Below are 23,684 nucleotides of genomic sequence, written 5' to 3' on the forward strand. Positions count from 1 at the left end.
CGATGCAACCTTTTGTCAATATTGACCTCGGCGGCCCGGCCCAGCCGCTGCTGCAGGTCAACAATCTGTTGAAGTACTTTCGCGCCGGCGGCGGAAAGGGACATGAAGTGGTGCAGGCGGTGGATGACGTCAGCTTTACGGTGGTCAAAGGCGAAACGCTGGGCGTCGTCGGAGAGTCGGGCTGCGGGAAATCAACCACCGCGCGGCTGCTGATGCAGCTCCTGAACCAGGATCGCGGCGAGCTGGTTTTCGACGGACTTGAGGTGGGATCATCCCGCCTGCCGATGAAAGAGTACCGTCGCCAGGTGCAGATGGTGTTTCAGGATAGCTACGCCTCGCTCAACCCGCGGATGACTATGGAGGAGAGCATTGCCTTCGGCCAGCGCGTGCACGGGGTCAGCGCGAAGGAGGCCAGCGAGTACGCGCGCTATCTGCTGGCGCACGTTGGCCTTGAGCCGGGGCGCTTTGCCCACCGCTATCCGCACGAGCTTTCCGGCGGCCAGCGCCAGCGGGTGAATATTGCCCGCGCGCTGGCGATGAAGCCGCGGCTGGTGATCCTCGACGAAGCGGTCTCGGCGCTGGATAAATCGGTGGAGGCGCAGGTGCTGCAGCTGTTGCAGGAGCTGAAGCGCACGCTGGAGCTGACCTACGTATTTATCAGCCACGATCTGCACGTGGTGCGCTGGCTGTCGGATCGGATCCTGGTGATGTATCTCGGCGAGGTGGTGGAAATCGGGCCAGCGGAGCAGCTGTTTACCGCCTCGGCCCATCCCTATACCCGGGCGCTGCTGAGTTCGATGCCGTCAATGGACCCGAAAAACCGCACCCTGACCTCGCCGCTCAGCGGCGATCCGCCCAGCCCGATTTCACCCCCGGCGGGCTGCCGTTTCCATACCCGCTGCCCGCACGCCAGAACGGTCTGCGCCGAGGTGAAACCCGCCCTCGAAAGCGTGGGGGAGGGGCATCAAAGCGCCTGCCTGATGGCGCAGCCGGCGTCGCCCTGGCATCACGCTATCGCCGTACGGGAGGTACGCCATGTCGCATGAAGCCTTTGTCCATATCCGCGATCTGCGGGTTGAATTCCGCCGCGACGGTCAGACGATCAATGCGGTAAACGGCGTCTCTTTTGATGTGCAAAAGGGCGAGGTGCTGGCGCTGATTGGCGAGTCCGGCTCCGGAAAAAGCGTGACCCTCAGAGCGCTGATGCGCCTGCATCCTCCCAAAAGCAGCGTCCTTTCCGGAACCCTGCGGGTGGATGGCGAAGCGGTGCTGGAGATGAGCGCTTCCCGGCTGCGGCGCTATCGCGGCGCGCGCTGCGCAATGATATTTCAGGAGCCGCTGCTGGCCTTCGATCCGGTGTATACCGTCGGCCAGCAGATCGTCGAAGGCCTGCGCCGCCATGAAGGGCTTTCGCGCCCGGCGGCTAGGGAGCGGGCGCTGGAGGCGCTGCGTCAGGTGCGCATTCCTAGCCCCGAGCGGCGGCTGGATGCCTATCCGCACGAGATGTCCGGCGGGATGCGCCAGCGGGCGATGATCGCCCTCGCGCTGTCGTGCAACCCGCAGCTGCTGCTGGCGGATGAACCGACCACCGCCCTCGATGCGACGGTGCAGATCCAGATCCTGATCCTGCTGCGCGAGCAGCAAAAGGAGCGCGGGCTGTCGATTATCTTTGTTACCCACGACATCGGCGCCGCGGTGGAAATTGCCGACCGCGTGGCGGTGATGTACGCCGGGCGCATCGTCGAAGAGGCGTCGATGGAGGATATTCTCTACCGTCCGCGCCACCCTTATACCCAGGTTCTGCTGGGCAGCCGCCCGAAAGAGGGGCTTAAAAAAGGCGACGCGCTGCGCTGCATCCCCGGCTCGCCGCCGGACTTAGCGCGCCTGCCGGCGGGCTGCGCGTTTGCCGACCGCTGCCCCCATGCGAGGGCGGTCTGCGGGCAAAGCCAGCCGGCGACGGAGCAGGTTGGTCAGCGTCACGTGGTGAGCTGCCATCGCTGGCGGGAGCTGGCCGCCAGCGTCGAGAACCAGGCGCAGTACGCCTGAAGCAATAAGGAGACAAGCATGCAGGATGATATTCGCGCGTTTATGCCCTATCCGGCGCACCCGGTTCCGCACGCGCACAGCGGGCCGCTGAGCGGCATGACCTTTGCGGTAAAAGATCTGTTCGACGTGGCGGGCTACCCGACCGGCGGCGGCAATCCGCATCTGCTGGCGCTCTCGGGGATTAAAAGCCGCACCGCGCCGGTCGTGCAGAGGCTGCTGGATAGCGGCGCCCGCTTTATGGGTAAAACCCACACCAGCGAGCTGGCCTATTCGATGAGCGGCCACAACGTGCATTACGGCACCCCGCGCAACGGCGCGGCGCCGAATCATATTCCCGGCGGCTCCTCCTCGGGGTCGGCCTCGGCGGTCTCCAGTGCGGCCTGCGATTTTGCCCTCGGCACCGACACCGGTGGTTCGGTGCGCACGCCGGCGAGCTACTGCGGGCTGTTCGGCCTGCGGCCAACCCACGGGGGGATCTCCCTCGACGGCTGCCAGCCGCTGTGCGCCACCATGGACACCTGCGGCTTCTTTGCCCGCTCGGCGGAGGTCTTTCGCGCCGTCGCCGAATGCCTGCTCGGCGGCGAGCGCCCGGCGGTAGATGGCGTCAGGCTGGCCAGCCACGAGGCGCTGTTTTCGCGTCTGCCGCTGCGCAGCCAGCAGGCGCTGCTGCCGGTACGCCAGCGCCTGGGCCGCGCTTTTGGTGAAATCGCCTCGCTCAGCGCGCCGCTGCCGGACGTCGATGAGATCTATCTCGCCTTCCGCCAGATTCAGGGTTATGAAGCCTGGCAGGCGCAGGGAGAGACGATTGAGCGCTACGGGCTGCAGCTGGGGCCGGACGTGCGCGAGCGGTTCCTGTGGGGGAAAGCGGTGACGGCGGCGCAGTTCGACAGCGCCTGCCGGCTGCGGGCCCGCTTCAGCGCCTGGTGGGATCGGCAGCTGGGCGAGGCCATCTTAGTGCTGCCGACGGTGCCCGACGGCGCGCCGCTGCTGACGGCGCAGGCCGCTGAAATTGAGGCGGTGCGCCGCCTGTCGCACGATCTGTTGCTGATTTCCGTTATGACCCGGCGCCCGCAGGTGACGCTGCCGGTCGCCCTGGTGGGCGGCCTGCCGCTGGGTATTTCATTCCTGGGGCCGCGCGGCAGCGATCGTCTGCTGGTGGAGCTGGCCGCCGCTTTTGTGCAAGGAGAAGACAATGAGCAGTGATGTCCTTTTTACCCCGGTCGCCGGGGTTGACGCCGGTCGGGTCAACGGCGAACGGCTGTGGGATTCGTTAATGGCGCTGGCGGAGATTGGCGCGACGGCGAAAGGCGGCTGCTGTCGTCTGACCTTAACCGATCTCGACAGGCAGGGGCGGGATCTGGTGATCGGCTGGGCGAAAGAGGCCGGGCTGAGCGTCACCGTTGATAAAATCGGCAACGTTTTTATGCGCCGGGAAGGGCGCAACCCTCAGCTGCCGCCGATCGTTTCCGGCAGCCATATTGATACCCAGCCCACCGGCGGCAAGTTTGACGGCAACTACGGCGTGCTGGCGGCGCTGGAGGTGGTGCGCACGCTGAACGACCTCGATATCGAAACCGAAGCGCCGATTGAGGTGGTGTTCTGGACCAACGAGGAGGGTTCGCGCTTTGTACCGGTGATGATGGGCTCCGGGGTCTTTGCCGGCGTGTTTGCGCTGGAAGATATCTATGCCGTGCAGGATGCGGAAGGGAAAACGGTGGGCGAAGAGCTGGCGCGCATTGGCTATATCGGCAGCCAGACGCCGGGGGATCGGCCGGTCGGCGCCTACTTTGAAGCGCATATTGAGCAGGGCCCGATCCTCGAAGCCGAAGAGAAGGTGATTGGCGTGGTGCAGGGCGTGCTGGGTATTCGCTGGTACGACTGCGTGGTCAGCGGCCAGGAGTCTCACGCCGGGCCGACGCCGATGCGCCTGCGCAAAGACGCCCTGCAGGTGGCAACCCACATTATGCAGGAGGTGGTGGCGATCGCCGGACGCAGCGAAGAGGGGCGCGGGACCGTTGGCCGGGTGCAGGTCTATCCCAACAGCCGCAACGTGGTGCCGGGTGAAGTGACCTTCTCTATTGATATGCGCAATCTCAGCGACGCGCTGGTGGATGAGATGGACCGCCAGCTACGGGAGTTTATCGCCAAAATCGAACAGGAGAGCGGCCTCGCGGTGGCGCTGAAAGAGGTCAGCCACTATCCGGCCGCGCCGTTCCATCCTGATTGTCAGGCCGCGATTGCCGCCGCGGCGCAGCGGCTGGGCTATCCGGCCCGCGAGATCGTCTCCGGTGCCGGTCATGACGCGGTGTACATGAGCTATCTGGCGCCCACCGGCATGATTTTTATCCCCTGCAGGGACGGCATCAGCCATAACGAAATCGAGTACGCCTCGCCGGAACACGTCACCGCCGGCGCCAACGTGCTGCTGCAGGTGATGCTGCAGTACGCCCGGGCGCTATAGTCCTGCGCAACGGTAGCCCTTAGCCGGGCTACCCCATCTGCTCCAGCTGGCCGCACAGCACCTCAACCCCCTGCTCGATGGCGTCGGGGTTGATGGCGTGGAACCCCATACGAAAGAAGTTATCCGGCGGCGCGTCGCTGAGAAAATGGCGCGCGCCGGGCTCAATCAGCACTCCCGCATGGGCGGCGCGCCAGGTGAGCTGCTGGGTATTGATATGTTCCGGCGTCGCCAGCCAAAAGGCGTTGGCGTACTCGCTGCCGGGTATGATCCGGCACTCCGGGAGATGGTTCTGCAGGGCGCTATTGAGCCGATCCCAGCGCTGGGCCGAATCGTAATGGTAGCGCCGCAGGTGCGTTTCATAGTGCCCCTGGGCGAGGAAGTGCGCCATCTGATACTGAATATTGGTGGGCGGATGGCGATAGATCAGGCGCCGCAGCGCCCGCGCCTCGTCGATAAGATCCGGGTCGGCCACCATAAAGCCCAGGCGCAGCCCCGGCGACAGCGCCTTTGACAGGCTGCTGACGTACACCACCCGCCCGCTGCGATCGCTGGCCTTCAGCGCCGGCAGGGGGTTGAGCATAAAGTTACTCTCCGAATCGTAATCATCCTCCACGATCACCGCGTCGTGGCGCGCGGCGTACTCCAGCAGCTGGCTGCGCCGGGCCTTACTCATCGCCACGCCGGTGGGGACCTGGTGGCCGGGGGTCACGTAGTAGTAATCGCAGGGGGCCTCGTTGAGCACAATCCCTTCGTCATCCACCGGATGCGGCACGATGTCGGCATCCGCCAGCAGGAAGGTATTGATCGCCTCGCGAAAGCAGGGATTCTCCACGCCGACCCGGGTGGCGGAGGACATCAGCAGGCGGGTGAGCAGGTACAGCGCGTTCTGCGAACCGAGGGTGATCAGAATTTCATCCGCGGCGGCGACAATCCCGCGCTTCGGCAGCACCCGGGTGCGGATTTGCTCAATCAGCATCGGCACGTCCTGGTCAACGTGATCGACCACCCACGCCGGATCGCGCACGCCGCCGTGCAGCCAGTTGGCCGCCGAGCGCCAGGTGGCCAGCGGGAACTGGCGGGTATCCGGCTGGCCGTAGATAAACGGATAGCGGTAGTTCATCCAGCCGGCGGGTTTGAGGATCGACTCCTGCTGGCTGGGCGTCATCTGCAGCCGGGCGCCCCAGCGTGGTGCAGCGGCCTCGTCTTCCGGTGCACTCTGCACGGCGGCGCCGGCGGCGGGCTGCAGGTAGTCCGGGTGCAGATAGAACCCGCTGCGCGGCCGGCTGATGAGATAGCCTTCGTTGACCAGGCTTTCAAAAACCAGCGCCGTGGTATTGCGCGAGACCCGCAGCTGGCTGGCCAGCTGACGGCAGGAGGGGAGCGGGGTATCGGCGGCGAAGAAGCCGCTCAGAATGGCGTCAATCAGCGTCTCTCGCACCTGTTCCTGCAGCCCGCGATGCGGGTCGAAATCAACGTGTAAAAGGTGACGGATCATGCTCAGCTCCTTACGCAAATAGGGTATCGGGCATGCTGCAAACTCCATACCACCCTGAAAATGACTGACACATCTGCGCGGCGAATCTGGCTCTATCCAGAAATTGAAAACGCTCCCTACAGTAAGAAACCGTCTATCGGTCGTGGACCGGAACGTCCGTCGGCACATATTTTGCAAAACCTTTCCGTGTTCCGGAGTGAACCAGTCTGGCGAATTAATAAGGGGTAGATTGATGAACAAATCATTGGGTTCAGTTTGTCTGGGCGCCGTTATGGCAATGGCCTTTTCTTATCACGCAGCCGCTGCCGATCTGCCGGCAATCGAAAAAGCGGGCACCCTGAAGGTTGCGACCGAGGATGATTACGCGCCTTTTAACTTTATGAATAATGGCCAGGCGGATGGTTTTAACAAAGATATGCTCGATGAGTTACGCAAATACGCGAAATTCAACGTTGACCAGAGCATCCTGCCGTGGACCGGCCTGCTGGCGGCGGTTTCAACCGGCCAGTACGATATGGCCCTTACCGGCGCGGTGATTACCGACGACCGGCTGAAGGTGTTTGACTTCACTCCGCCGTGGGCGTCGGCCCAGCACTACTTCGTGAAACGCGCCGGGGACGACTCCCTCGACACCATCGCCGCCCTCAGCGGCAAAAAGGTCGGCCTGCAGGCCGGCAGCGCGCTGCTGGCGCGGCTGCCGGAGCTGAAAGCGATGCTGGAGAAAACCGGCGGCAAGCTTGGGCCAGTGGTGGAGTATCCCTCCTATCCGGAAGCCTATGCCGATCTCGCCAACAAGCGCCTTGACTACGTAATTAACGTGGTGATTTCGGTAAACGACCTGGCGAAGTCGAAGCCTAAGGTCTTTGCCAAAGGGCTGGCGGTGTCCGGTCCGGGCTATATGGCGTGGCCTATTCCTAAAAACTCACCGCAGCTTTTGGCCTATATGACCAAATTTATCAACCATATGCGTGAAACGGGGCGTCTGGCCGAGCTGCAGAAAAAATGGTTTGGCGAGACCTACGATAACCTCCCTACGGAGGCGATAACCAGTCCTGAGCAGTTCCATAAGCTGGCGGGTCTGTAACACGTCGCGGCGGGCAACCGCCGCCTGTTGATGCGAAGGAGGGCAACATGGATGCAATTTCCTGGCAGTTATTGATTGAAGGCGCGTGGACGACCCTCTGGATTTCGGCCATCGCCATCGCCCTCGGGGTGGTGATTGGCCTGCTGATCGCCCTGGTGCGGATGATGCGAATTCCGCTTGTCGATCAGCTGCTGGTCGTCTATATCAGCCTCGCCCGCGCCACGCCGCTGGTGACGCTGGTGCTGTTTCTGTTCCTTTCGCTACCGACGATGGGGATTAACCTCGATAAGAACCTGTCGGCAATCGCGGCGCTGACGCTGAATACCTCGGCCTTTAACGCCGAGATCTGGCGCAACGCGTTTCGCACTTTCCCCCGCGACCAGCGCGAGGCCGCCGAGTCCGTCGGCATGCGGCGCTGGACCTACTTCCGCTACATCATGCTGCCGCAAATGTGGATCGAGAGCCTGCCGGCGCTGGTGAACGAAATGTCCTTTCTGATCAAAGGCAGCCCGGCGATTGCGGTGATTGGGGTGGTGGACTTAACCCGCGTCACAAACCGTATCTCCTCGGTGACCTACGAACCTTTATCGCCGATCCTCGCCGCGGGGCTGCTGTATGTGGTCATTATCGGGCTGCTGCTGAAGCTGCAGAGTATGGCGGAACGCAAAGCTAAACGCCTGGCGCGCTAAAACAGGAGATCCTATGAATCAGTGGGCCGTTATCTGGTCGGTGCGCGAGAGCTTTATTGCCGGTTTGCTTGCCACCCTTGAACTCTTTATCATCGCGGCGCTGGCCGGTTTATTTATCGGGATTGCGCTGTGCTATCTCAGCGAATATCAGAAGAAGTTCCTTAACCGGCTCATTATTGGCTTCGTCAGCCTGATGCGGGCCATTCCTTTTTTAATTCTCGCGTATCTGCTTTATTACGGACTGCCGGAAATCGGTATTAGCCTCGAGGCCTGGACGGCGGGGCTGGTGGCGCTGATTATTTATCACGGCGCCTATTTCTTTGAAATACTGCGCAGCCAGCGGCGGGTCTTCTCCAGCGGCTATATTGAGGCGGCGGTGGCCCAGGGCTTTTCGCGCTACAAAATATTTACCCGCATTATTCTGCCCAATATCGTTTCATCATCGCTGCCGCTGATGGGCAACCAGCTGATTATTTGCCTGAAAGATACCGCGTTTCTGAGCATTATCACCGTCCAGGAAATTACCGCCGCCGCCAACAGCGTCCAGGCGACCTGGTTTATCCCGTTTAACGCGTTTATCGTCGCCATTGCGCTCTACTGGGCGATCGGCATTCTGCTGGAGCTGCTGATTAAGCGGCTGAGCGCCTGGGGAGCGAAAAGAGGAATGAGCCATGCCTGATTCAACCGCTGTCAGCATTAAAAACGTCTCCAAACAGTTCGATAATATTGAAGTGCTCCGCGACATCAACCTGACGGTTGAAAAAGGCTCGGTGGTCAGCATTCTGGGGTCGTCGGGCTCCGGAAAATCGACGCTGCTGCGCTGCATGAACTGGCTGGAGCAGCCGGATCGCGGCGAGATCCATATCGGCGGCCTGCGCCTCGGGGTCGATGAACGCAGCGGCCGGGCGATGTCCCACCGCCAGCTGTCGAAGGTGCGAGAGCGGGTGGGCATGGTCTTCCAGAGCTTTAACCTGTGGCCGCACCTGACCGTGCAGCAGAACGTCAGCGAAGCCCTGCTGCACGTGAAGGGCATGAAGCGCGGCGAAGCCAACGAGATAGCCCTGCGCCAGCTGGAGAAGGTTGGCATGGCGCACAAGGCCGACGCCTGGCCGATTACCCTCTCCGGCGGGCAGAAGCAGCGGGTGGCGATTGCCCGCTCGCTGGCCATGTCGCCGGAGGTGATCCTGTTCGATGAACCGACGTCGGCGCTGGACCCCGAGCTGGTCAACGAAGTGCTGGGGGTGATGAAAGCGCTGGCGGCCGAGGGCTACACCATGGTGGTGGTGACCCACGAGATGGACTTTGCCCGCCAGGTCTCCGACGAGGTGGTGTTTCTGGATAAGGGGCTGCTGATCGAGAAAGCGCCGCCGGAGAAGTTCTTCACTAACCCGGACTCCGAGCGGGTGCGGCAGTTTTTGCAGAGCAGCCGCTAGCGCTAAAAAGCCCGGTCGGCTGGCCGACCGGGCTTTCTTAATACGCTGCTTTAATCGCGATCGATGGCGAACGGCTGCCAGGCCTGACGTACCGGCATCACCTCCACGCGGTTGATATTCATATGATCCGGCAGGGTGGCGATATAGAACATCTGCCCGGCAATATCCTGCGCGCTCAGCGGCGTGGTGCCGCGATAGAGGTTATCGGATGCCGCCTGGTCACCTTTGGTGCGTACCAGGGTGAATTCGGTCTCGGCGATCCCCGGCGCGAGGTCGGTGACCCGCACCCCGGTCCCCAGCAGGTCGCAGCGCAGGTTGTAGCTGAACTGCTTCACGAACGCCTTGCTTGCGCCGTAGACGTGGCTGCCCGGATAGGGCCACTGGCCGGCGATCGAGCCGATGTTGATAATCGAGGCCCCGGCGCCGTGCTTAATCAGCGTCGGAAGCAGCGCGTGGGTGACGTTGACCAGCCCGGTGACGTTGGTATCGATCATCGTTTTCCAGTCCTGCAGGTCAACCTTTTGCGCCGGCTGCGGCGCCAGCGCCAGCCCGGCGTTGTTAATCAAGGTTTTGATATCGGCGAAGGCCGCCGGCAGCGCGGCCACCGCCGCCTCCACCGCGTCGCCGTCGCGCACGTCGAGCTCGATAATATGCACCGGCACCTTTTGGCTCAGCGCATCCTTCAGCTTCTCCAGCCGCGCCAGACGGCGGCCGCTGAGCACCAGCGACCAGCCGGCCTCGGCAAAAACCTGCGCCGCCGCTTCGCCAAAACCCGAGGTTGCCCCGGTAATAAATACCACGTTGTTGGTCGTCATTTCATTCTCCTGTGTGCCTGGTTCACCCACTATAAAAACCGGCGGCGGGCGCGCACAGGGCCAGTCGTCATGCGGCGATGTGACACCGTGTCACAACGCCTGCCGCGCACTGGCTCTATCCCTTTTTTGCCAATGCGCCCAATGATAGTGACAACAACAACGCCATCAGAGGGGCAGGGTATGAAGCTGGCACTACAAGACGATGTATCGGTAAGCAACGATGACGTACGCCAACTGGATCGCGCTTACGTATTTCACTCATGGTCGATGCAGGGCAATTTGAACCCGCTGGTGATTGCCGGAGCCAAAGGCTGCGAGCTGTGGGATTACGAAGGTAAAACGTACCTTGATTTCAGCAGCCAGCTGGTCAACGTCAATATCGGCTATCAGCATCCACGGGTGCTGGCGGCGATGAAGGCGCAGCTGGAGGAGCTGGTGACCATCGCGCCGGCTACCGCCAACCTCGCCCGCGGCGAAGCGGCGAAGCGGATCGTGGAGCTGGCGCCGGAAGGCTTTAGCAAGGTGTTCTTTACCAACGCCGGCGCGGACGCCAACGAAAACGCGATCCGCATGGCGCGGCTGTATACCGGGCGCGATAAGGTGCTCTCCGCCTACCGCTCCTATCATGGCAATACCGGCAGCGCGATTGCCGCCACCGGCGACTGGCGCCGGGTGCCGAACGAGTATTCACGCGGCCACGTTCACTTCTTCAACCCGTACCTCTACCGCAGCGAATTCAATGCCGCCAGCGAAGAGGAGGAGTGCCAGCGCGCGCTGGCGCACCTGCGCAGAATGATCGAGTGCGAAGGTCCCGGCGCGATTGCCGCGATCCTGCTGGAATCTATTCCGGGCACCGCCGGGATCCTTGTGCCGCCGGATGGCTATATGCAGGGCGTGCGGGCGCTGGCCGACGAGTTTGGCATCGTGCTGATCCTCGATGAAGTGATGGCCGGCTTTGGCCGCACCGGCAGCTGGTTTGCCTTTGAGCAGGATGGGATTGTGCCGGATCTGGTGACCTTCGCCAAAGGGGTTAACGCCGGCTACGTGCCCGCGGGTGGGGTGCTGATTAGCGAGCCGATCGCCCGCCACTTTGACGACCACTTCTTTGCCGGCGGTCTGACCTACTCCGGCCACCCGCTGGCGATGGCGGCTATCGTGGCCACTATCGACGCGATGAAAGAGGAAAAGATCGTCGAAAACGCGGCGACGATTGGCAACGGCGTGCTGCGCGAGGGGCTGGAGGCGCTGGCACAGAAGCACGCTATCATCGGCGAGGTGCGCGGGCGCGGGCTGTTCCAGGCGCTGGAGCTGGTCAGCAGCCGTGCGCGGAAAACGCCGCTGGCGGCCTCCGATATGGCGGCGATCAAGGGCGCATTAACCGAGGCCGGCCTGCTGGCCTTCGTGGTGGAAAACCGCATCCACGTGGTGCCGCCGTGCACCATCAGCGCGGAGCAGGTCGCCAAGGGGCTGGCTATTTTTGACGCGGTATTCGCCCGGTTTGCCGCTCTGGCGGAGTAGAACAGACGCCGCGGCCGCTTTCCGGATAAGGCATTTACGCCGGGAGCGGCCCGCGGTTCGGAAACCTCAGCTCATCCGATGCTCGCCGTTAACCAGCGCTTCGCGGTCGAAGAAGCGCTGGATCGCCCCTTCAGCCATAAACGCCGCCCGGTCCGACATATGGGCCACCACGTCGGCGTCGTGGCTCACCAGCAGGTAGGTCATACCGTGCTCCTGCTTCAGCCGGTTCAGCAGGTTGAGGATCTCCGCCTGTACCGACATATCCAGCGCCGACGTCGGCTCATCCAGCAGCAGAATCTGCGGGCGCAGCAGCAGCGCGCGGGCAATCGCCACGCGCTGGCGCTGGCCGCCGGAAAGCTGGTGCGGATAGCGGCGCGCGGCATCGGCGGGCAGCCTAACCTGCTCCAGGGCGGTCGTCACCCGCTGCGCAATATCGCTGATGCCGTGAATCTCCAGCGGCTCGGCGAGGGTGCGCCACAGGGTATGGTTTGGATGCAGCGAGGCGTAGGGGTCCTGAAACACCATCTGCACGTTGCGCCGCAGCTGGCCCTGAAAGCGAACGCCCGGCGTAATGGCTTTGCCGAACAGCGCGACGTCGCCGCTCCAGTCGCGCTGCAGGCCGCCGAGTACCCGCAAAATGGTGGATTTTCCGCAGCCGGAAGCGCCGATCAGGCTGAAGGTTTCCCCGGCGTCAACGCTGAAGCTGGCGGCGGAAACCGCCGTTTTAGCGCCGAAAATTACCCGTAACGCCGCGAGATTAACGACCGTCATGCGTCGCCTCCGTAAAAGATTGATTTCTGTCGAGGGTCGGCAGCATCCGGCCGTAGGTCTGCGCGTCGGGACGGCAGGTCCACAGCGTGCGGGTATAGGGGTGGGTGGCCGCAGGCAGGTCGCGCGCCACCATCCCATCGACCTGCGCCCCCTGATACATCACCAGCACCCGATGGCAGTGCTCGGCCACCAGCGGCAGATCGTGGCTGATCAGCAGCATCGCCATCTGCCGCTGCTCGCACTGTTCGACCAGCAGCTCGAGGATCTGGTTGCGCAGGCGGGCGTCGAGGGCCGAGGTGGGCTCATCGGCAATCAGCACCTTCGGGTTATTAAGGAGCGCAAGGGCGATCATCACCCGCTGGCCCATGCCGCCGGAGAGCTCCCCCGGATAGCGGCCGAGCACCGGTAAATCGAGGCCCACGGCGGCCACGGCGGCTTTCACCGCCTCCAGCCGCTGGCGGCGGTTCAGGCGCTGGTGGAGCGTAAGCGCCTCCTCCAGCTGTGCCTGAATGCTGAGCACCGGGTTTAGCGCATAGCGCGGGTCCTGCAGCACCATCGCCATATCGTTGCCGCGCAGCGCGCGCCAGCCGCGGCTGCTGAGGGTGAGCGCGTCGCGGCCCAGCACGTTGAGCGCGCCGGCGCTGACCACGCCCGGCCTGCGCACCAGCCCCATCAGGGCGCGGGCGGTCATCGATTTCCCGGAGCCCGACTCGCCCACCAGCGCCAGGCGTTCGTTGCCGAGCGTAAAGCTTAAATCGTTCACTACCCGGGCGCCGGGGTAGTCAATGGAGAGTCCCTGGACGTTGAGTCGGATATCAGTCATGTTGTGGCTCCAGTACGTCGCGCAGGCCGTCGCCCAGCAGGTTAAACGCCAGGCTGGCAATCAGGATTGCCGCCCCGGGCGCGGCGGCAATCCACCACTGGTCGAAAATCACCTGCATCCCATCGGCGATCATCGCCCCCCATTCCGCCATCGGCGGGCGGGCGCCGAGGCCGAGAAAGCCCAGTCCGGCGGCGGCGAGGATAATGCCTGCCAGATCCAGCGCCAGGCGCACGATGGCCGAAGGCAGGCACAGCGGGAGAATATGGCCCATCAGCAGCCGCCGGCCGCCAATGCCCATCATTTCCGCCGCCGCCAGGTAGTCGCTGTGGCGCAGGCGCTGAATTTCGCTCCGCGCCTGGCGGGCGTAGGCCGGCCAGGCGGTGAGCGCCAGCGCCAGCGCGCCGTTAACCAGCCCCGGGCCGAGCATGGCGACAAAGGCGAAGGCCAGAATCAGCCGCGGCATCGACATCACCACGTCGGTAAAGCGCATCAGCCCGCGCTCCAGCCAGCCGCCGTAGTAGCCGGAGAGAATACCCACCAGCAGGCCGGCGGGAAGGGTGATCAGGGTGACCAGCGCCACCAGCCCCAGCGCCGGCCGGGTGCCGTAAATCAGGCGCGAAAGCAGGTCGCGGCCGTAGCTGTCGGTGCCGAGCCAGTGTTGGGCGCTCGGCCCCTGAAGGCGGGCGGCGGCATCCTGCCAGTTGGGGTCCAGCGGCGCCAGCCACGGCGCGAACAGCGCCACCAGCACCAGTAGCAGAATAATCACCAGCCCGCAGAAGGCGGCGGGGGAACGGCGCAGGCGGCGTAAAAACAACCAGGTCGGCATCAGCGCACCCTCGGGTCGGTTAACCGTACCAGCAGGTCGGTAAGGTTATTAATCAGGACGAAGCTGACGCCAATCAGCAGCGTGCCGCCCATGATCGCCGTGGTGTCGCCGGCAAACAGCGCGGTGGTGAGATAGCGCCCGATTCCCGGCCATGAGAAGACGGTTTCGGTGAGCACCGCGCCTTCCAGCATGGCGGTCCAGGCCAGAGCTATGACCGTCAGCAGGGTGCCGCGAATATTGGGCAGCACGTGGCGAAAGAGGATCGTCATTTCGCCGGCCCCTTTGGCGCGCGCCAGCAGGACGTACTCTTTGTTCATCTCGCTCAGACAGGCGGATCGCGTCAGGCGGGTGATGCTGGCCAGCGAGTAGTAGGCCAGCAGCAGCACCGGCAGCAGCAGGTGGCCGACGGCATTTTTAAACGCCTCTCTATCACCGGACAGCCAGGTGTCAATCAGCGCAAACCCGGTGCGCGGCTCGACGCTGTACTGATAGATATCGTCCAGCCGCCCGGGGCCAGGCGTCCACTGCAGCCTGGCGTAGAACAGCGCCAGCATCAGCAGGCCGAGCCAAAAAATCGGCACCGAGTTGCCGAGCAGGGTAAAGGTGCGTACCGCCAGATCCCAGGGCGAGCCGACGTAGCGGGCGCAGAGCACGCCGGCAGTCACGCCAAGCAGGGCGCCAATAATCAGCGCCAGCGTCGCCAGCTCGAGCGTCGCCGGGAAGGTGGAGAGCAGGTCGTGAAGCACCGGCTGGCCGGTCGCGCTGGCGGTGCCAAGATCGCCGTGCGCGAGCCGGGTCAGATAGTGCCAGAACTGGACCGGCAGCGGCCGGTCAAGGCCGAGCTGATGGCGTACCTGATCGTAGGTGGACTGGCTGGCGTGGTCGCCGACGATTTGCAAAACCCGGTCAACCGGCGACAGCGCCGAGAGCGCGAAGGTCACCAGAAGCAGGCCGAGCAGAGTCAGCGCGAGGGTCAGCAGCCCCTGAAATAGCGCGAGCAGAGGGCGCTTTGCGCGCCGCTCCGCTCCGGTGGGTGAAACAGCAGACATGGTTATTCCGTAGGTAAAGAGTGCAGTGTAACCGTTGCGGGTAAAATCCCCGGACCGCAGCGTAACGCCGGATCCGGGTGACTAAAATATCGCTATTTGCTGACCCGATCGTACCAGACCATATCGGCGTTCAGCCCCTGCTGGTAGCCCTTGACGTTGTCGCGGACCACGATCTGCGTTTTTCCCTGATCGACAAACACGTACGGCGAGCTGCGCTGCAGCTCTTCCTGCATCTGTTTATAGAGTCCGAGGCGTTTGGCGGCATCCGGCTCGGCCACCGCCGCGAGGGTGGCTTTATTCAGCTCCGGGATTTGCCAGCCGTTAAGACCGGCCACGGTGCTCGACTTCCCGTCGTTGTAAGCAAAGGCGCTGGCGTTGGAGTGGGCGTCGAAGTAGTCGGGGATCCACAGGCGAATCGCCGCCTGATGCTGCTTCGCCCGCACCCGGGCGTATACCTGGCTACCGGCCGCCGGCAGCAGGTCGATCTTCACGCCGCCCTGGGCGAAGCTGGCCTGCATGGACTGGGCGATGGTGATAAACGGCGGTTTGTTTTCGACATCAAGGGTGAAGTGGGCGTCTTTAATTCCGGCTTTGGCGAGGATCGCTTTGGCCTTCGCCGGGTCGAATTTAAACGGATTGTTGTCCAGCGCCCCCGGCAGACCCACCGGCAGGAAGCTCTGATGGACGAAATACTGGCCCTTGAGCAGGTCCTTCGTGATGCCGTCGTAATCCACCAGCCAGCGCGCGGCCTCCCACAGCGCCGGGTTTTTCAGCAGCGGGTTGGCGGCGTTGCCGGTGTTAAACGCCAGGTAGTTCTGTTCCGCCGACGGAATGCTCAGCACCTTCACGCCGGGCTTGCCCTGCAGGGCGGCAATCTGATCGGCGCCCAGGTCGCGCGCCACGTCGGCGTCACCCTGCTGGATCAGCAGGCGGCGGGAGGCCGGATCGGGCACGTTTTTGATGATGATGCTTTTCAGCTTCGGCGCGCCGGTGGGCGAGCTGTCGTTGGCCTCCAGCACGATGGCCTGATGCGGCTGGTAAACGCGCATTTTAAAGGCCCCGCTGCCCGCCGAGTGCATCTTCAGCCAGCCGTTGCCGAAATCGTTATCTTTGGCATTCGGCGCCACCAGCTTTTCATCGACGATAGAGGCGATAGGCGTGGAGAGAATATTCAGCGCCACCGCCGGACTCACCTCGGCGGTCCAGTGCAGCACCAGCGTGTGGTCATCCACCTTTTTCAGCTGGCCGGCAATGTTGTCCGCCTGCCAGCCGAGGACGTTGAGGATAAAGGCCGGGGATTTATTCAGGGTCACCGCGCGGGTGTAGGAGAAGATAATATCTTCCGGGCGTACCGGGTTGCCGGAGGCGAACTTCGCGTCGGGCTTGAGCTTCACGGTCAGCGTTTTCGCCGCCGGGTCCGCCTGCCAGCTTTCGGCCAGAACGGGGGTGATTTTTTCAGGGTTGTCGCGGTCCGGCTGCACCAGACGCTGGTAGAGGCTCGGTACCGTTTGAATGCTGGAGAGTTCGTTGGCTTCCGCCGGGTCGAGGCTGACGATGTCGTCGAGGCCCTGGGCAACCACCAGGGTGGTTGGCGGCGTGGCGGCATGGACGGCGGCGGATAGCGCGGTCAGCACCAGTAATGACAGCAGTTTTTTAGTCATGAGCAATCCCTGAAAAATGATGTTTTGATTATTGATGTGCCGCTAAATTAGGCCCCTTCACCAAAGGCGTAAAGTCAAAATGCGGATAAGCTTATGCTTAAAAAGCATAATCAATATCATCGGGCGATGAGTGAAAAGTTACGCCGCCGGCTTTCTGCACGCCGCGCTTCTTGATATAACAATTCGATCACAATTTAACGGAACGTGAAAATGCCGGAAATCAATCAGTATGGCCAGCAGGTGAACGATGTGGTCGTTGGCTGGCAGGGCGCCAGCGTGCTAAAGCGCAGCGCGTTAACGGGACGCTATTGCCGGCTTGAGCCGCTGGATACCCGGCGACACGCCGCCGATCTGTTTGCCGCCTACGCCCTGGGTGACGGCAGCGACTGGACCTGGCTTGCCAGCACGCGCCCCGAAACCGTGGAGGCCACGGCGCACTGGGTGGCAGGCAAAGTCGGCGACGACGCGCTGGTCCCCTTTGCGGTTATCGATCTCGGCTCCGGTCAGGCGGTGGGGCTGGTGAGCTTTATGGCGATTGAGCAGGCGATGGGCTCGGTGGAGATCGGCCACGTCACCTGGTCGCGAAAGATGAAAAATACCCCGCTGGGCACCGAGGCGGTTTGGCTGCTGCTGAAGTACGCGTTTGCCGCCGGCTACCGGCGCCTGGAGTGGAAGTGCGACTCGATGAATATCGCCTCCCGCCGGGCCGCCGAGCGGCTGGGCTTTACCTGGGAGGGGCGCCTGCGCCAGAAGATGGTGCGCAAGGCGCGCAGCCGCGACAGCGACATGCTGTCGATTATCGACGGCGAATGGCCGCAGCGCGACGCCGAACTGCGGGCGTGGCTGGCGGCGGACAACTTCGATGCCGAGGGGCGGCAGATAAAGCGGCTGGATGAGTTCCGGGAAGCGCTCTCCCCCGCCTGAATAACCGGAGGGGGAGGCGCGTAGCGGGCCGCGTCAAAGGGCTGATGCGGTCGAAGAGGCGGCGCGGTTTACCAGCAGATAAATCCACCGTCGACCACCAGGTCGACGCCGGTGCAGAATGACGCGGCGTCGCTGGCGAGGAACAGCGCCGGGCCCGCCATCTCCTCAACTTTCGCCATCCGCTGAATCGGCGTCTGGCTTTCGAATTCGCGGGTCTGATGGACCATCTCCGGACGGGTGTTCATCGGCGTGGCGGTATAGCCGGGGCTGATGGAGTTCACGCGGATCCCCTTGCCGACCCACTCCATCGCCAGGCTTTTTGACAGATGGATGACGCCCGCTTTAGAGCTGTTGTAATGCGCCTGCTCAAGGCCGCGGTTAACGATAATGCCGGACATGGAGGCGATATTAATGATCGAGCCGCCGCCGGATTCCAGCATCAGCTCCGCCTCGGCTTTACAGGAGTTCCACACCCCGGTGAGGTTGATATCAATCACCCGCTGCCACTGCTCGGCTTCCATCTCCAGGGCCGGGTTGGCGTTGGCGATACCGGCGGCGTTCACGGCGATATCCAGGCGGCCGAAGCGGCTTTTTGCCAGCGCGACGGCGGCGCGGAGATCGCCGAGCTGGCGCACGTCCCCGGTATACAGGCAGGCCTGGCCGCCGATGGCTTCGATGTTATTCACGGTCTCGGTTAGGCCGCCGTCTTCCCGCAGATCGAAGCACAGGACCCGCGCACCGGCGCTGGCCAGCCCGTAAGCAATGGTCTGGCCGATCCCGCTGCCCGCGCCGGTGACGAAGGCGACGCGTCCCTGTAGATTAAACAGCTGTTGAGCAAAATCTTTGGCGATCATAGTCGTTACTCTGTTAATGAATATTCCGTGGCCCGGCGCGGTATCCGGACCATCCGTAGTGAAGCCTCGCTGCCCGACATTCCCCCGCGGGGATCAGGACATAATCAGGCCGCCGTCGATGTTAATCGTTTGTCCGGTGAGGTAGCGCGCGTCGTCGGAGGCGAGAAACGCCACCAGCCCGGCGACATCTTCCGGTTTCCCCGCGCGCTTCATCGGGATACCTTCAACCCACTCCGCCATCAGCTCGCCTTTGGCGTAGCGCTTGCTATCGCTGCTGAGGATTTCTCCCCACACGCGGTCGTTGTAGTCCCACATTTCGCTCTCGATAATCCCGGGGCAGAAGGCGTTAACGGTGATATTCCACGGCGCCAGCTCGTGGGCGAGGCTTTGGGTGATCCCGATAACGCCCATCTTGCTGGCGGCGTAGTGCGGGGTGTAGATAAAGCCCTGGCGGCCCTGGCCCGAAGAGGTATTAATCAGGCTGCCGTGGTTCTGCTTGACCATGTACTTAGCCGCTTCGCGGCAGCACAGCCAGACGCCGGTGGTGTTGACCGCCAGCACCTTCTCAAAATCGGCCTTTGGCATACGGTCGAAGTAGTCGATAGTGATTACCCCGGCATTTTGAATGGAGACGTCAATGGTGCCAAAGCGCGCGGCGGCCTGCTCATACAGAGACTGAACCTGGGCCTCGTCGGTGACGTCGACCTCGAGGGAGAGAATCTCCGCCTGGTAGCGCTGGCGCAGGGTTTCCGCGGTTTCATGGACGCGAGCGGCGTTAGAGACCATCACCAGCCTGGCGCCATCGCGCGCAAAGCGCTCGGCGATCCCCGCGCCAATGCCGCGGCAGGCTCCGGTAATAACAATCGTTTTGTTGTGAAAATTTCTGTTCATATTAGTTTCCCTTTAGCGAGGCCGGGCGGGCGACGCCCGGCGCAATGAGTGTTGTCCGTCGGCGTATTAGCTGGAGGCGGCGCCGCCGGGCAGCGCTGCGGCCTGCTTCTCTTCGTGACGACGCATCAGGATGACTTTGTTCTGCAGCTTTTGCTGGAACTGGTCAACGACGACGGCGGTCACAATGACCACGCCTTTAATGACCATCTGCCAGAAATCGCTGACCCCCATCATGACCATGCCGTCGGCGAGGAATACGATAACGAAGGCACCAATAATCGAGCCGGTGACCCGACCCCGGCCGCCCGCCAGCGCCGTGCCGCCGAGCACGGTGGCGCCGATGGCGTCCATTTCAAACATGTTGCCGGTCATCGGGTGGGCGGTTTGCAGCTGGGAGGCGACGATCAGCCCAACGAAGGCGGCGCAGAGGCCGGAGAAGGCGTAGACGAAGATCTTCGCCTTCACGATAGGCACCCCGGCGAGGCGCGCCGCGGACTCGTTGCCGCCGATCGCGTAGATGTAGCGACCCAGCGGCGTTTTGGTCGTCAGCCAGTAGCCGAGCACGAGGAAGGCGATCATCAGCCAGATGGGCAGATAAATGCCGAGCACGGTGCCGGAGCCGAGGATCGAGAAGCCGGTATTACCCAGCGCTTCCATGCCGTTGAGGTTAGGGTAGGTGCTGCCGTCGTTAAACAGCAGCGCGGAGCCGCGGGCGACGTACATCATGCCGAGCGTGCAGATAAAAGGCGCCACGCCAAAGCGGGTGATCACGGCGCCGTTAATAAAGCCGACCAGGATGCCAAAAATGGCCACGCAGAGGATCACTTCGGGGACGTTAAAGAAGATCACGCTGCCGTTCCACAGGGGCAGCCCGTTGGTCAGCAGGGCGCCGGCGACCATGCCGCAGATCCCGGCGACGGCTCCGACCGAGAGGTCGATACCGCCGGTGAGGATCACCAGCGTCATCCCAATGGCCAGCAGGCCGGTAATCGCCACGTGCTGGGTCATGATCAGCAGGTTAGAGGCGGTCAGGAAATTCGGTACCATCACGCTGAAGAATGCAATAACCAGCAGCAGAGCGATAAACGTTCTGGCCTTCAGCAGGTACATATAAATCATATATTTCTGGTTCATGATGGTTTCCAGCCTGATTAATCTTGGGGTGTTGAAGCCGCGATAAGCTTTTCGCGGGTAACCGCATGGCGCGGCAAATCGGCGGTAATACGGCCATCGGCCATCACCAGAATGCGGTCGGCCAGGGCCATAACCTCATCCAGCTCCGAGGAGGAGAACATGACGGCCAGCCCCTGATGCGCCATTTTGCCGATCAGGTGATAGACGTCCGTTTTAGCGCCGACGTCAATCCCGCGGGTGGGTTCATCGAGGAACACCACCTGCGGCTGCGTCATCAGCGCTTTACCCAGCACGACCTTCTGCTGGTTGCCGCCGCTCAGGGAGGTAATGGGCAGCTCGGGGTCGCTGACCTTGATAGCGAGCTGGCGGATCATCTCCTTCACGCTGGCGCTCTCTTTATGCGGATTCAGCCACTTCCAAGCCCGTCTAAAGCCCTGCAGGCTAAAGTCAGAGAGCGTCATGTTGGACTGAATGGACATCATCTGCACCACGCCTTCGCCCTGGCGGTCTTCCGGTACCAGCGCCAGCCCCTTTTTTAAGCGGGTTTGAAAGTGGGCTTTGCCGATATTCTCGCCGTTGAGATGGACGCTGCCGGTCTGGCAGGTCATCAGGCCGATCAGCCCCTTAAACAGCTCGGTGCGCCCGGCGCCCAGCAGGCCATAGATGCCGATGACTTCGCCTTTATTGAGCGTGAAGGTCACGTCGTTAAGCTTGTAGCCGCCGCTGTGATGCAGCGCGGTCAGGCCCTCGACGGCAAGCACCGCCTCGCCCTGCGGCGCCGGCTGATAGTCGAAGTGCTTTTTCTTATCCCCGACCATCTGCTCAATGATCCAGGGAATGCTGGCGTCGCTGACGGTGCGTTCGCTGATAAAGCGGCCGTCGCGGAAAATAGTGATGTGGTCGCCAATCTCCATCAGCTCTTCCAGGCGATGGGAGATATAAATAATGGTGACGCCGCGTCGTTTTAGCTGCTCAATAACGTTAAACAGGACCTTAACTTCCGACTGGCTGAGCGCCGAAGTGGGCTCATCCATAATCAGCACCCGGGTATCCTTTGACAGCGCGCGGGCGATTTCCACCAGCTGCTGATGGCCGATCCCCAGCTCGCCCAGCGGGGTGTAGGGGTCGACATCAAGCTCGAGCCTTTCCAGCAGCGATTTCGCCAGTTCGTACTGATATTTTTCGTTAATTCGGCCTTTCTGGAAAAATTCGTTAGCCATGAAAATATTATCCATGACGTTCATATTGGGGAATAAATTAAGCTCCTGGAAAATAATGCTGATCCCCTGACGTTCGGCCTGGTGAGTTGAGCTTAATGAAACTTCGGCACCGTCGAGAATAATCTGTCCGGAGGAGGGCGTTTCGACACCGGCAAGCATTTTCATCATGGTGGATTTACCCGCACCATTTTCTCCGATCAGAACGTTTACTTTATTTCGATATACCCGGTAATTAACGTTATCTAAGGCGATAACCCCCGGATAAACGCGGGACAGCTCGCGCGTTTCGATAATAACTTCAGATTCGACTGGTTGGGGAGCGACGATGGGTTGCGACGGCATCTTATTGTCCTCCGGAGCGTACGATTTTTGCTGGCGTAATGTCGGGAACCGTTTGCGGAATATCCCAGGCGGAGAAGACGCCATATACCTGGATCGTTTCGCCGCTTTTTACCTGCGCGGTCTGGATCATTTTCAGCGCCTGTTCATTAATGGCCCGGCCGTATTCACCAAACAGCACCTGGTCATTAAAATCCTGATAGCTGGTGCCTTTATAGCCATCGCGCAGCTGGGTGCCGCGAAGCGTCGGGCCAATCTGCACCACTACCGGGCCGGCGGCGCTATCTGCAACCGTCATTTTGCCGCTGCGGGAGGTGGCGTCGATTTTGCCGATTTTACCCGCTACCGTGACGTAAAAAATGCACGGGTTCTCCTCCTGAGAGCGGTAGCCCAGAGCCTGACAGGCGCTGTCGAAATCTTTAGCGGCGCGCAGGGCGGCCATCAGTTCGCTGACCGGACGGGCCTGCGCCACAACCTGCGGCACGATGTTGTTCTGCCAGGTTTGATCGATATTTGCCATGTGCGGATTGGGCGGGGATTTAAGATCGGCCAGCTCCTGCTGGGAGACGATACGACAGCCCCCAAGAGTAAGAACGGCCAGTGCCAGCCAGGTTTTTTTGTACATATCACTCTCCTACGCGCCCCCGAAGGGGCGCAACAACCCGAACTCAGGATTTGATGTTGAAGTCCTGAACTTTATCTGCGTTATCTTTGGTTATCAGAATGCCGCGGAACATGACGCGCTGCTTGGCGGGCTTGACGCCTTTTTGCAGGTAGTTATCGAGGTCGGTAACGCCCTGCGCCGCAATCGACTGGGCCTGCAGCATCACGGTTGCCTGCAGCGTGCCGGCCTTAACCGCATCGCGCTCGTCGTTGCTGCCGTCGATGCCGACGACCACGACGTCAGTCCGGTTGGCCGCCTTGAGGGCGGCGATAGCGCCAAGGGCCACCGGTCCGTTGCCGCAGATCACGCCTTTGACGTCAGGATGGGCCTGCAGAATGCTGTCCATAATGCGCTTGCCGTCAATGAGCGTACCTTTGGCATCCTGTTTGGCGACGCTGACCATATCCGGATACTGGTCAATGACCTGGTGGAATGATTTAGAGCGCGTGACGCAGTTATTATCCGCAAGGTTGCAGGTCAGTTCGGCGTATTTGCCTTTTTCCGCCATTTTCTCGACAAAAACGTTAGCCACTTCCGAACCGGCCTGGAAGTTATTATGCGTAATCTGTTCAAGGGCCACGTCGTCGACAGGAATTTCCCGGTTAATTAATACGATCGGAATACCCGCCTTTTTCGCTTTTTCAATCGCCGCGACGCTGGCGGTTGAGTCGGCGTTATCCAGAATAATGCCCTGAACTTTTTTACCGATGGCGGTATCAATCAATTCGTTCTGTTTTTTTACATCTTCGCCATGAGACAGAATGGTTGTTTTATATCCGAGTTCTTTTGCTTTCTCGCTGGCCCCTTTGGCTTCAGAAGCGTAATACGGGTTATCCAGCGAGTTAACCATGATCATGATGGTGCCTTTTTCTACTGCCTGAGCAGTAAAAGAAAACGCGGTCAGGGTTGCAGCAGTTAAAAGCGTTAAACGTAATTTCATGACAATGTTCTCTCTGTGTTGTTATTGTCGGGTACGGTGAAACAACG

The 23,684-nt window shown here is 61.8% G+C and carries 23 protein-coding genes; 10 read left to right on the forward strand and 13 right to left on the reverse strand.

The annotated features are described in order from the left end of the window. Window positions 1-2: 2 nt before the first annotated feature. From EDF75_RS01700 to EDF75_RS01715, 4 genes are read left to right on the forward strand one after another with little or no spacing between them, the layout of a single operon-like run. Entirely contained in the window at window positions 3-1,046 is a 1,044-nt protein-coding gene (locus tag EDF75_RS01700; RefSeq protein WP_095094821.1) for an ABC transporter ATP-binding protein, read from the forward strand. Continuing rightward, window positions 1,036-2,046 carry an ABC transporter ATP-binding protein gene (locus EDF75_RS01705; protein WP_095094823.1) on the forward strand — a complete coding sequence of 337 codons (1,011 nt, stop codon included), beginning with the start codon at window positions 1,036-1,038 and terminating at the stop codon, window positions 2,044-2,046. The genes EDF75_RS01700 and EDF75_RS01705 overlap by 11 nt, the downstream gene beginning before the upstream one ends. Before the next feature lie 18 nt (window positions 2,047-2,064). After that, the gene (locus tag EDF75_RS01710) at window positions 2,065-3,249 is read left to right on the forward strand and encodes an amidase (RefSeq protein ID WP_133596698.1); all 1,185 of its coding nucleotides are present in this window, start codon (window positions 2,065-2,067) and stop codon (window positions 3,247-3,249) included. Further along, the gene (locus EDF75_RS01715) at window positions 3,239-4,507 is read left to right on the forward strand and encodes a Zn-dependent hydrolase (RefSeq protein WP_133596700.1); all 1,269 of its coding nucleotides are present in this window, start codon (window positions 3,239-3,241) and stop codon (window positions 4,505-4,507) included. The genes EDF75_RS01710 and EDF75_RS01715 overlap by 11 nt, the downstream gene beginning before the upstream one ends. A 28-nt stretch (window positions 4,508-4,535) precedes the next feature. Here the strand turns inward: EDF75_RS01715 and pdxR are convergent, their stop codons facing one another. Beyond that, window positions 4,536-6,002, reverse strand: a complete 1,467-nt coding sequence (gene pdxR / locus EDF75_RS01720) for a MocR-like pyridoxine biosynthesis transcription factor PdxR (protein ID WP_133596701.1) — start codon at window positions 6,000-6,002, stop codon at window positions 4,536-4,538. A gap of 232 nt (window positions 6,003-6,234) precedes the next feature. On the opposite strand from pdxR, the gene EDF75_RS01725 reads away from it, so the two are divergent. Genes EDF75_RS01725 through EDF75_RS01740 form a run of 4 tightly spaced genes read left to right on the forward strand, consistent with a single transcriptional unit; the run spans window position 6,235 to window position 9,208 of the window. Then, complete coding sequence (locus tag EDF75_RS01725) at window positions 6,235-7,086, forward strand: transporter substrate-binding domain-containing protein (protein WP_133596703.1); 852 nt, start codon at window positions 6,235-6,237, stop codon at window positions 7,084-7,086. A gap of 47 nt (window positions 7,087-7,133) precedes the next feature. Next, window positions 7,134-7,775 (forward strand): amino acid ABC transporter permease, encoded by a 642-nt coding sequence (locus tag EDF75_RS01730; protein ID WP_045854390.1) that lies wholly within the window; start codon window positions 7,134-7,136, stop codon window positions 7,773-7,775. 13 nt (window positions 7,776-7,788) lie between these two features. Next, window positions 7,789-8,454: an amino acid ABC transporter permease gene (locus EDF75_RS01735; RefSeq protein WP_133596705.1), complete on the forward strand. Its 666-nt coding sequence runs from the start codon at window positions 7,789-7,791 to the stop codon at window positions 8,452-8,454. Beyond that, the gene (locus tag EDF75_RS01740; protein ID WP_133596707.1) at window positions 8,447-9,208 is read left to right on the forward strand and encodes an amino acid ABC transporter ATP-binding protein; all 762 of its coding nucleotides are present in this window, start codon (window positions 8,447-8,449) and stop codon (window positions 9,206-9,208) included. Before EDF75_RS01735 ends, EDF75_RS01740 begins: the two co-directional genes overlap by 8 nt. Before the next feature lie 50 nt (window positions 9,209-9,258). Here the strand turns inward: EDF75_RS01740 and EDF75_RS01745 are convergent, their stop codons facing one another. Then, window positions 9,259-10,023 carry an SDR family NAD(P)-dependent oxidoreductase gene (locus tag EDF75_RS01745; protein ID WP_133596709.1) on the reverse strand — a complete coding sequence of 255 codons (765 nt, stop codon included), beginning with the start codon at window positions 10,021-10,023 and terminating at the stop codon, window positions 9,259-9,261. Window positions 10,024-10,203: 180 nt separating this feature from the next. Between EDF75_RS01745 and EDF75_RS01750 the strand changes: the two genes are divergently transcribed. Continuing rightward, window positions 10,204-11,541 carry an aspartate aminotransferase family protein gene (locus EDF75_RS01750; RefSeq protein WP_133596711.1) on the forward strand — a complete coding sequence of 446 codons (1,338 nt, stop codon included), beginning with the start codon at window positions 10,204-10,206 and terminating at the stop codon, window positions 11,539-11,541. Window positions 11,542-11,607: 66 nt separating this feature from the next. On the opposite strand, the gene EDF75_RS01755 is transcribed toward EDF75_RS01750, so the two are convergent. The 5 genes from EDF75_RS01755 to EDF75_RS01775 form a co-directional block, all read right to left on the reverse strand. Continuing rightward, window positions 11,608-12,312: an ABC transporter ATP-binding protein gene (locus EDF75_RS01755; RefSeq protein ID WP_133596713.1), complete on the reverse strand. Its 705-nt coding sequence runs from the start codon at window positions 12,310-12,312 to the stop codon at window positions 11,608-11,610. After that, the gene (locus EDF75_RS01760; protein WP_133596715.1) at window positions 12,299-13,135 is read right to left on the reverse strand and encodes an ABC transporter ATP-binding protein; all 837 of its coding nucleotides are present in this window, start codon (window positions 13,133-13,135) and stop codon (window positions 12,299-12,301) included. The genes EDF75_RS01755 and EDF75_RS01760 overlap by 14 nt, the downstream gene beginning before the upstream one ends. Beyond that, a complete protein-coding gene (locus tag EDF75_RS01765) occupies window positions 13,128-13,961 on the reverse strand; it encodes an ABC transporter permease (RefSeq protein ID WP_045854396.1) in 834 nt (277 codons plus the stop codon). The genes EDF75_RS01760 and EDF75_RS01765 overlap by 8 nt, the downstream gene beginning before the upstream one ends. Further along, window positions 13,961-15,010 (reverse strand): ABC transporter permease, encoded by a 1,050-nt coding sequence (locus EDF75_RS01770; protein ID WP_234577424.1) that lies wholly within the window; start codon window positions 15,008-15,010, stop codon window positions 13,961-13,963. The genes EDF75_RS01765 and EDF75_RS01770 overlap by 1 nt, the downstream gene beginning before the upstream one ends. Before the next feature lie 92 nt (window positions 15,011-15,102). After that, window positions 15,103-16,671, reverse strand: coding sequence for an ABC transporter substrate-binding protein (locus EDF75_RS01775; protein WP_133596717.1), 1,569 nt, complete (start codon window positions 16,669-16,671; stop codon window positions 15,103-15,105). Between the two features lie 210 nt (window positions 16,672-16,881). Here EDF75_RS01775 and EDF75_RS01780 point away from each other — a divergent pair, with 210 nt between their 5' ends. Next, window positions 16,882-17,595, forward strand: a complete 714-nt coding sequence (locus tag EDF75_RS01780) for a GNAT family N-acetyltransferase (protein WP_133596719.1) — start codon at window positions 16,882-16,884, stop codon at window positions 17,593-17,595. A gap of 68 nt (window positions 17,596-17,663) precedes the next feature. On the opposite strand, the gene EDF75_RS01785 is transcribed toward EDF75_RS01780, so the two are convergent. The 6 genes from EDF75_RS01785 to EDF75_RS01810 all read right to left on the reverse strand — a co-directional run bounded on the left by EDF75_RS01785 (window position 17,664) and on the right by EDF75_RS01810 (window position 23,637). Next, complete coding sequence (locus EDF75_RS01785; RefSeq protein WP_133596721.1) at window positions 17,664-18,449, reverse strand: SDR family oxidoreductase; 786 nt, start codon at window positions 18,447-18,449, stop codon at window positions 17,664-17,666. A 93-nt stretch (window positions 18,450-18,542) separates the two neighbouring features. Continuing rightward, the gene (locus EDF75_RS01790) at window positions 18,543-19,340 is read right to left on the reverse strand and encodes an SDR family oxidoreductase (RefSeq protein ID WP_133596723.1); all 798 of its coding nucleotides are present in this window, start codon (window positions 19,338-19,340) and stop codon (window positions 18,543-18,545) included. Between the two features lie 66 nt (window positions 19,341-19,406). Then, a complete protein-coding gene (locus tag EDF75_RS01795; RefSeq protein ID WP_045854402.1) occupies window positions 19,407-20,474 on the reverse strand; it encodes an ABC transporter permease in 1,068 nt (355 codons plus the stop codon). Window positions 20,475-20,491: 17 nt separating this feature from the next. Next, a complete protein-coding gene (locus tag EDF75_RS01800; RefSeq protein ID WP_041144513.1) occupies window positions 20,492-22,036 on the reverse strand; it encodes a sugar ABC transporter ATP-binding protein in 1,545 nt (514 codons plus the stop codon). 1 nt (window position 22,037) lies between these two features. After that, complete coding sequence (locus EDF75_RS01805) at window positions 22,038-22,658, reverse strand: DUF2291 family protein (protein ID WP_133596725.1); 621 nt, start codon at window positions 22,656-22,658, stop codon at window positions 22,038-22,040. 43 nt (window positions 22,659-22,701) lie between these two features. Then, window positions 22,702-23,637: a D-ribose ABC transporter substrate-binding protein gene (locus tag EDF75_RS01810; protein ID WP_045854405.1), complete on the reverse strand. Its 936-nt coding sequence runs from the start codon at window positions 23,635-23,637 to the stop codon at window positions 22,702-22,704. Window positions 23,638-23,684: the final 47 nt, after the last annotated feature.

This window comes from Klebsiella sp. BIGb0149 (assembly GCF_004362605.1).
Lineage (GTDB): Bacteria > Pseudomonadota > Gammaproteobacteria > Enterobacterales > Enterobacteriaceae > Klebsiella > Klebsiella terrigena.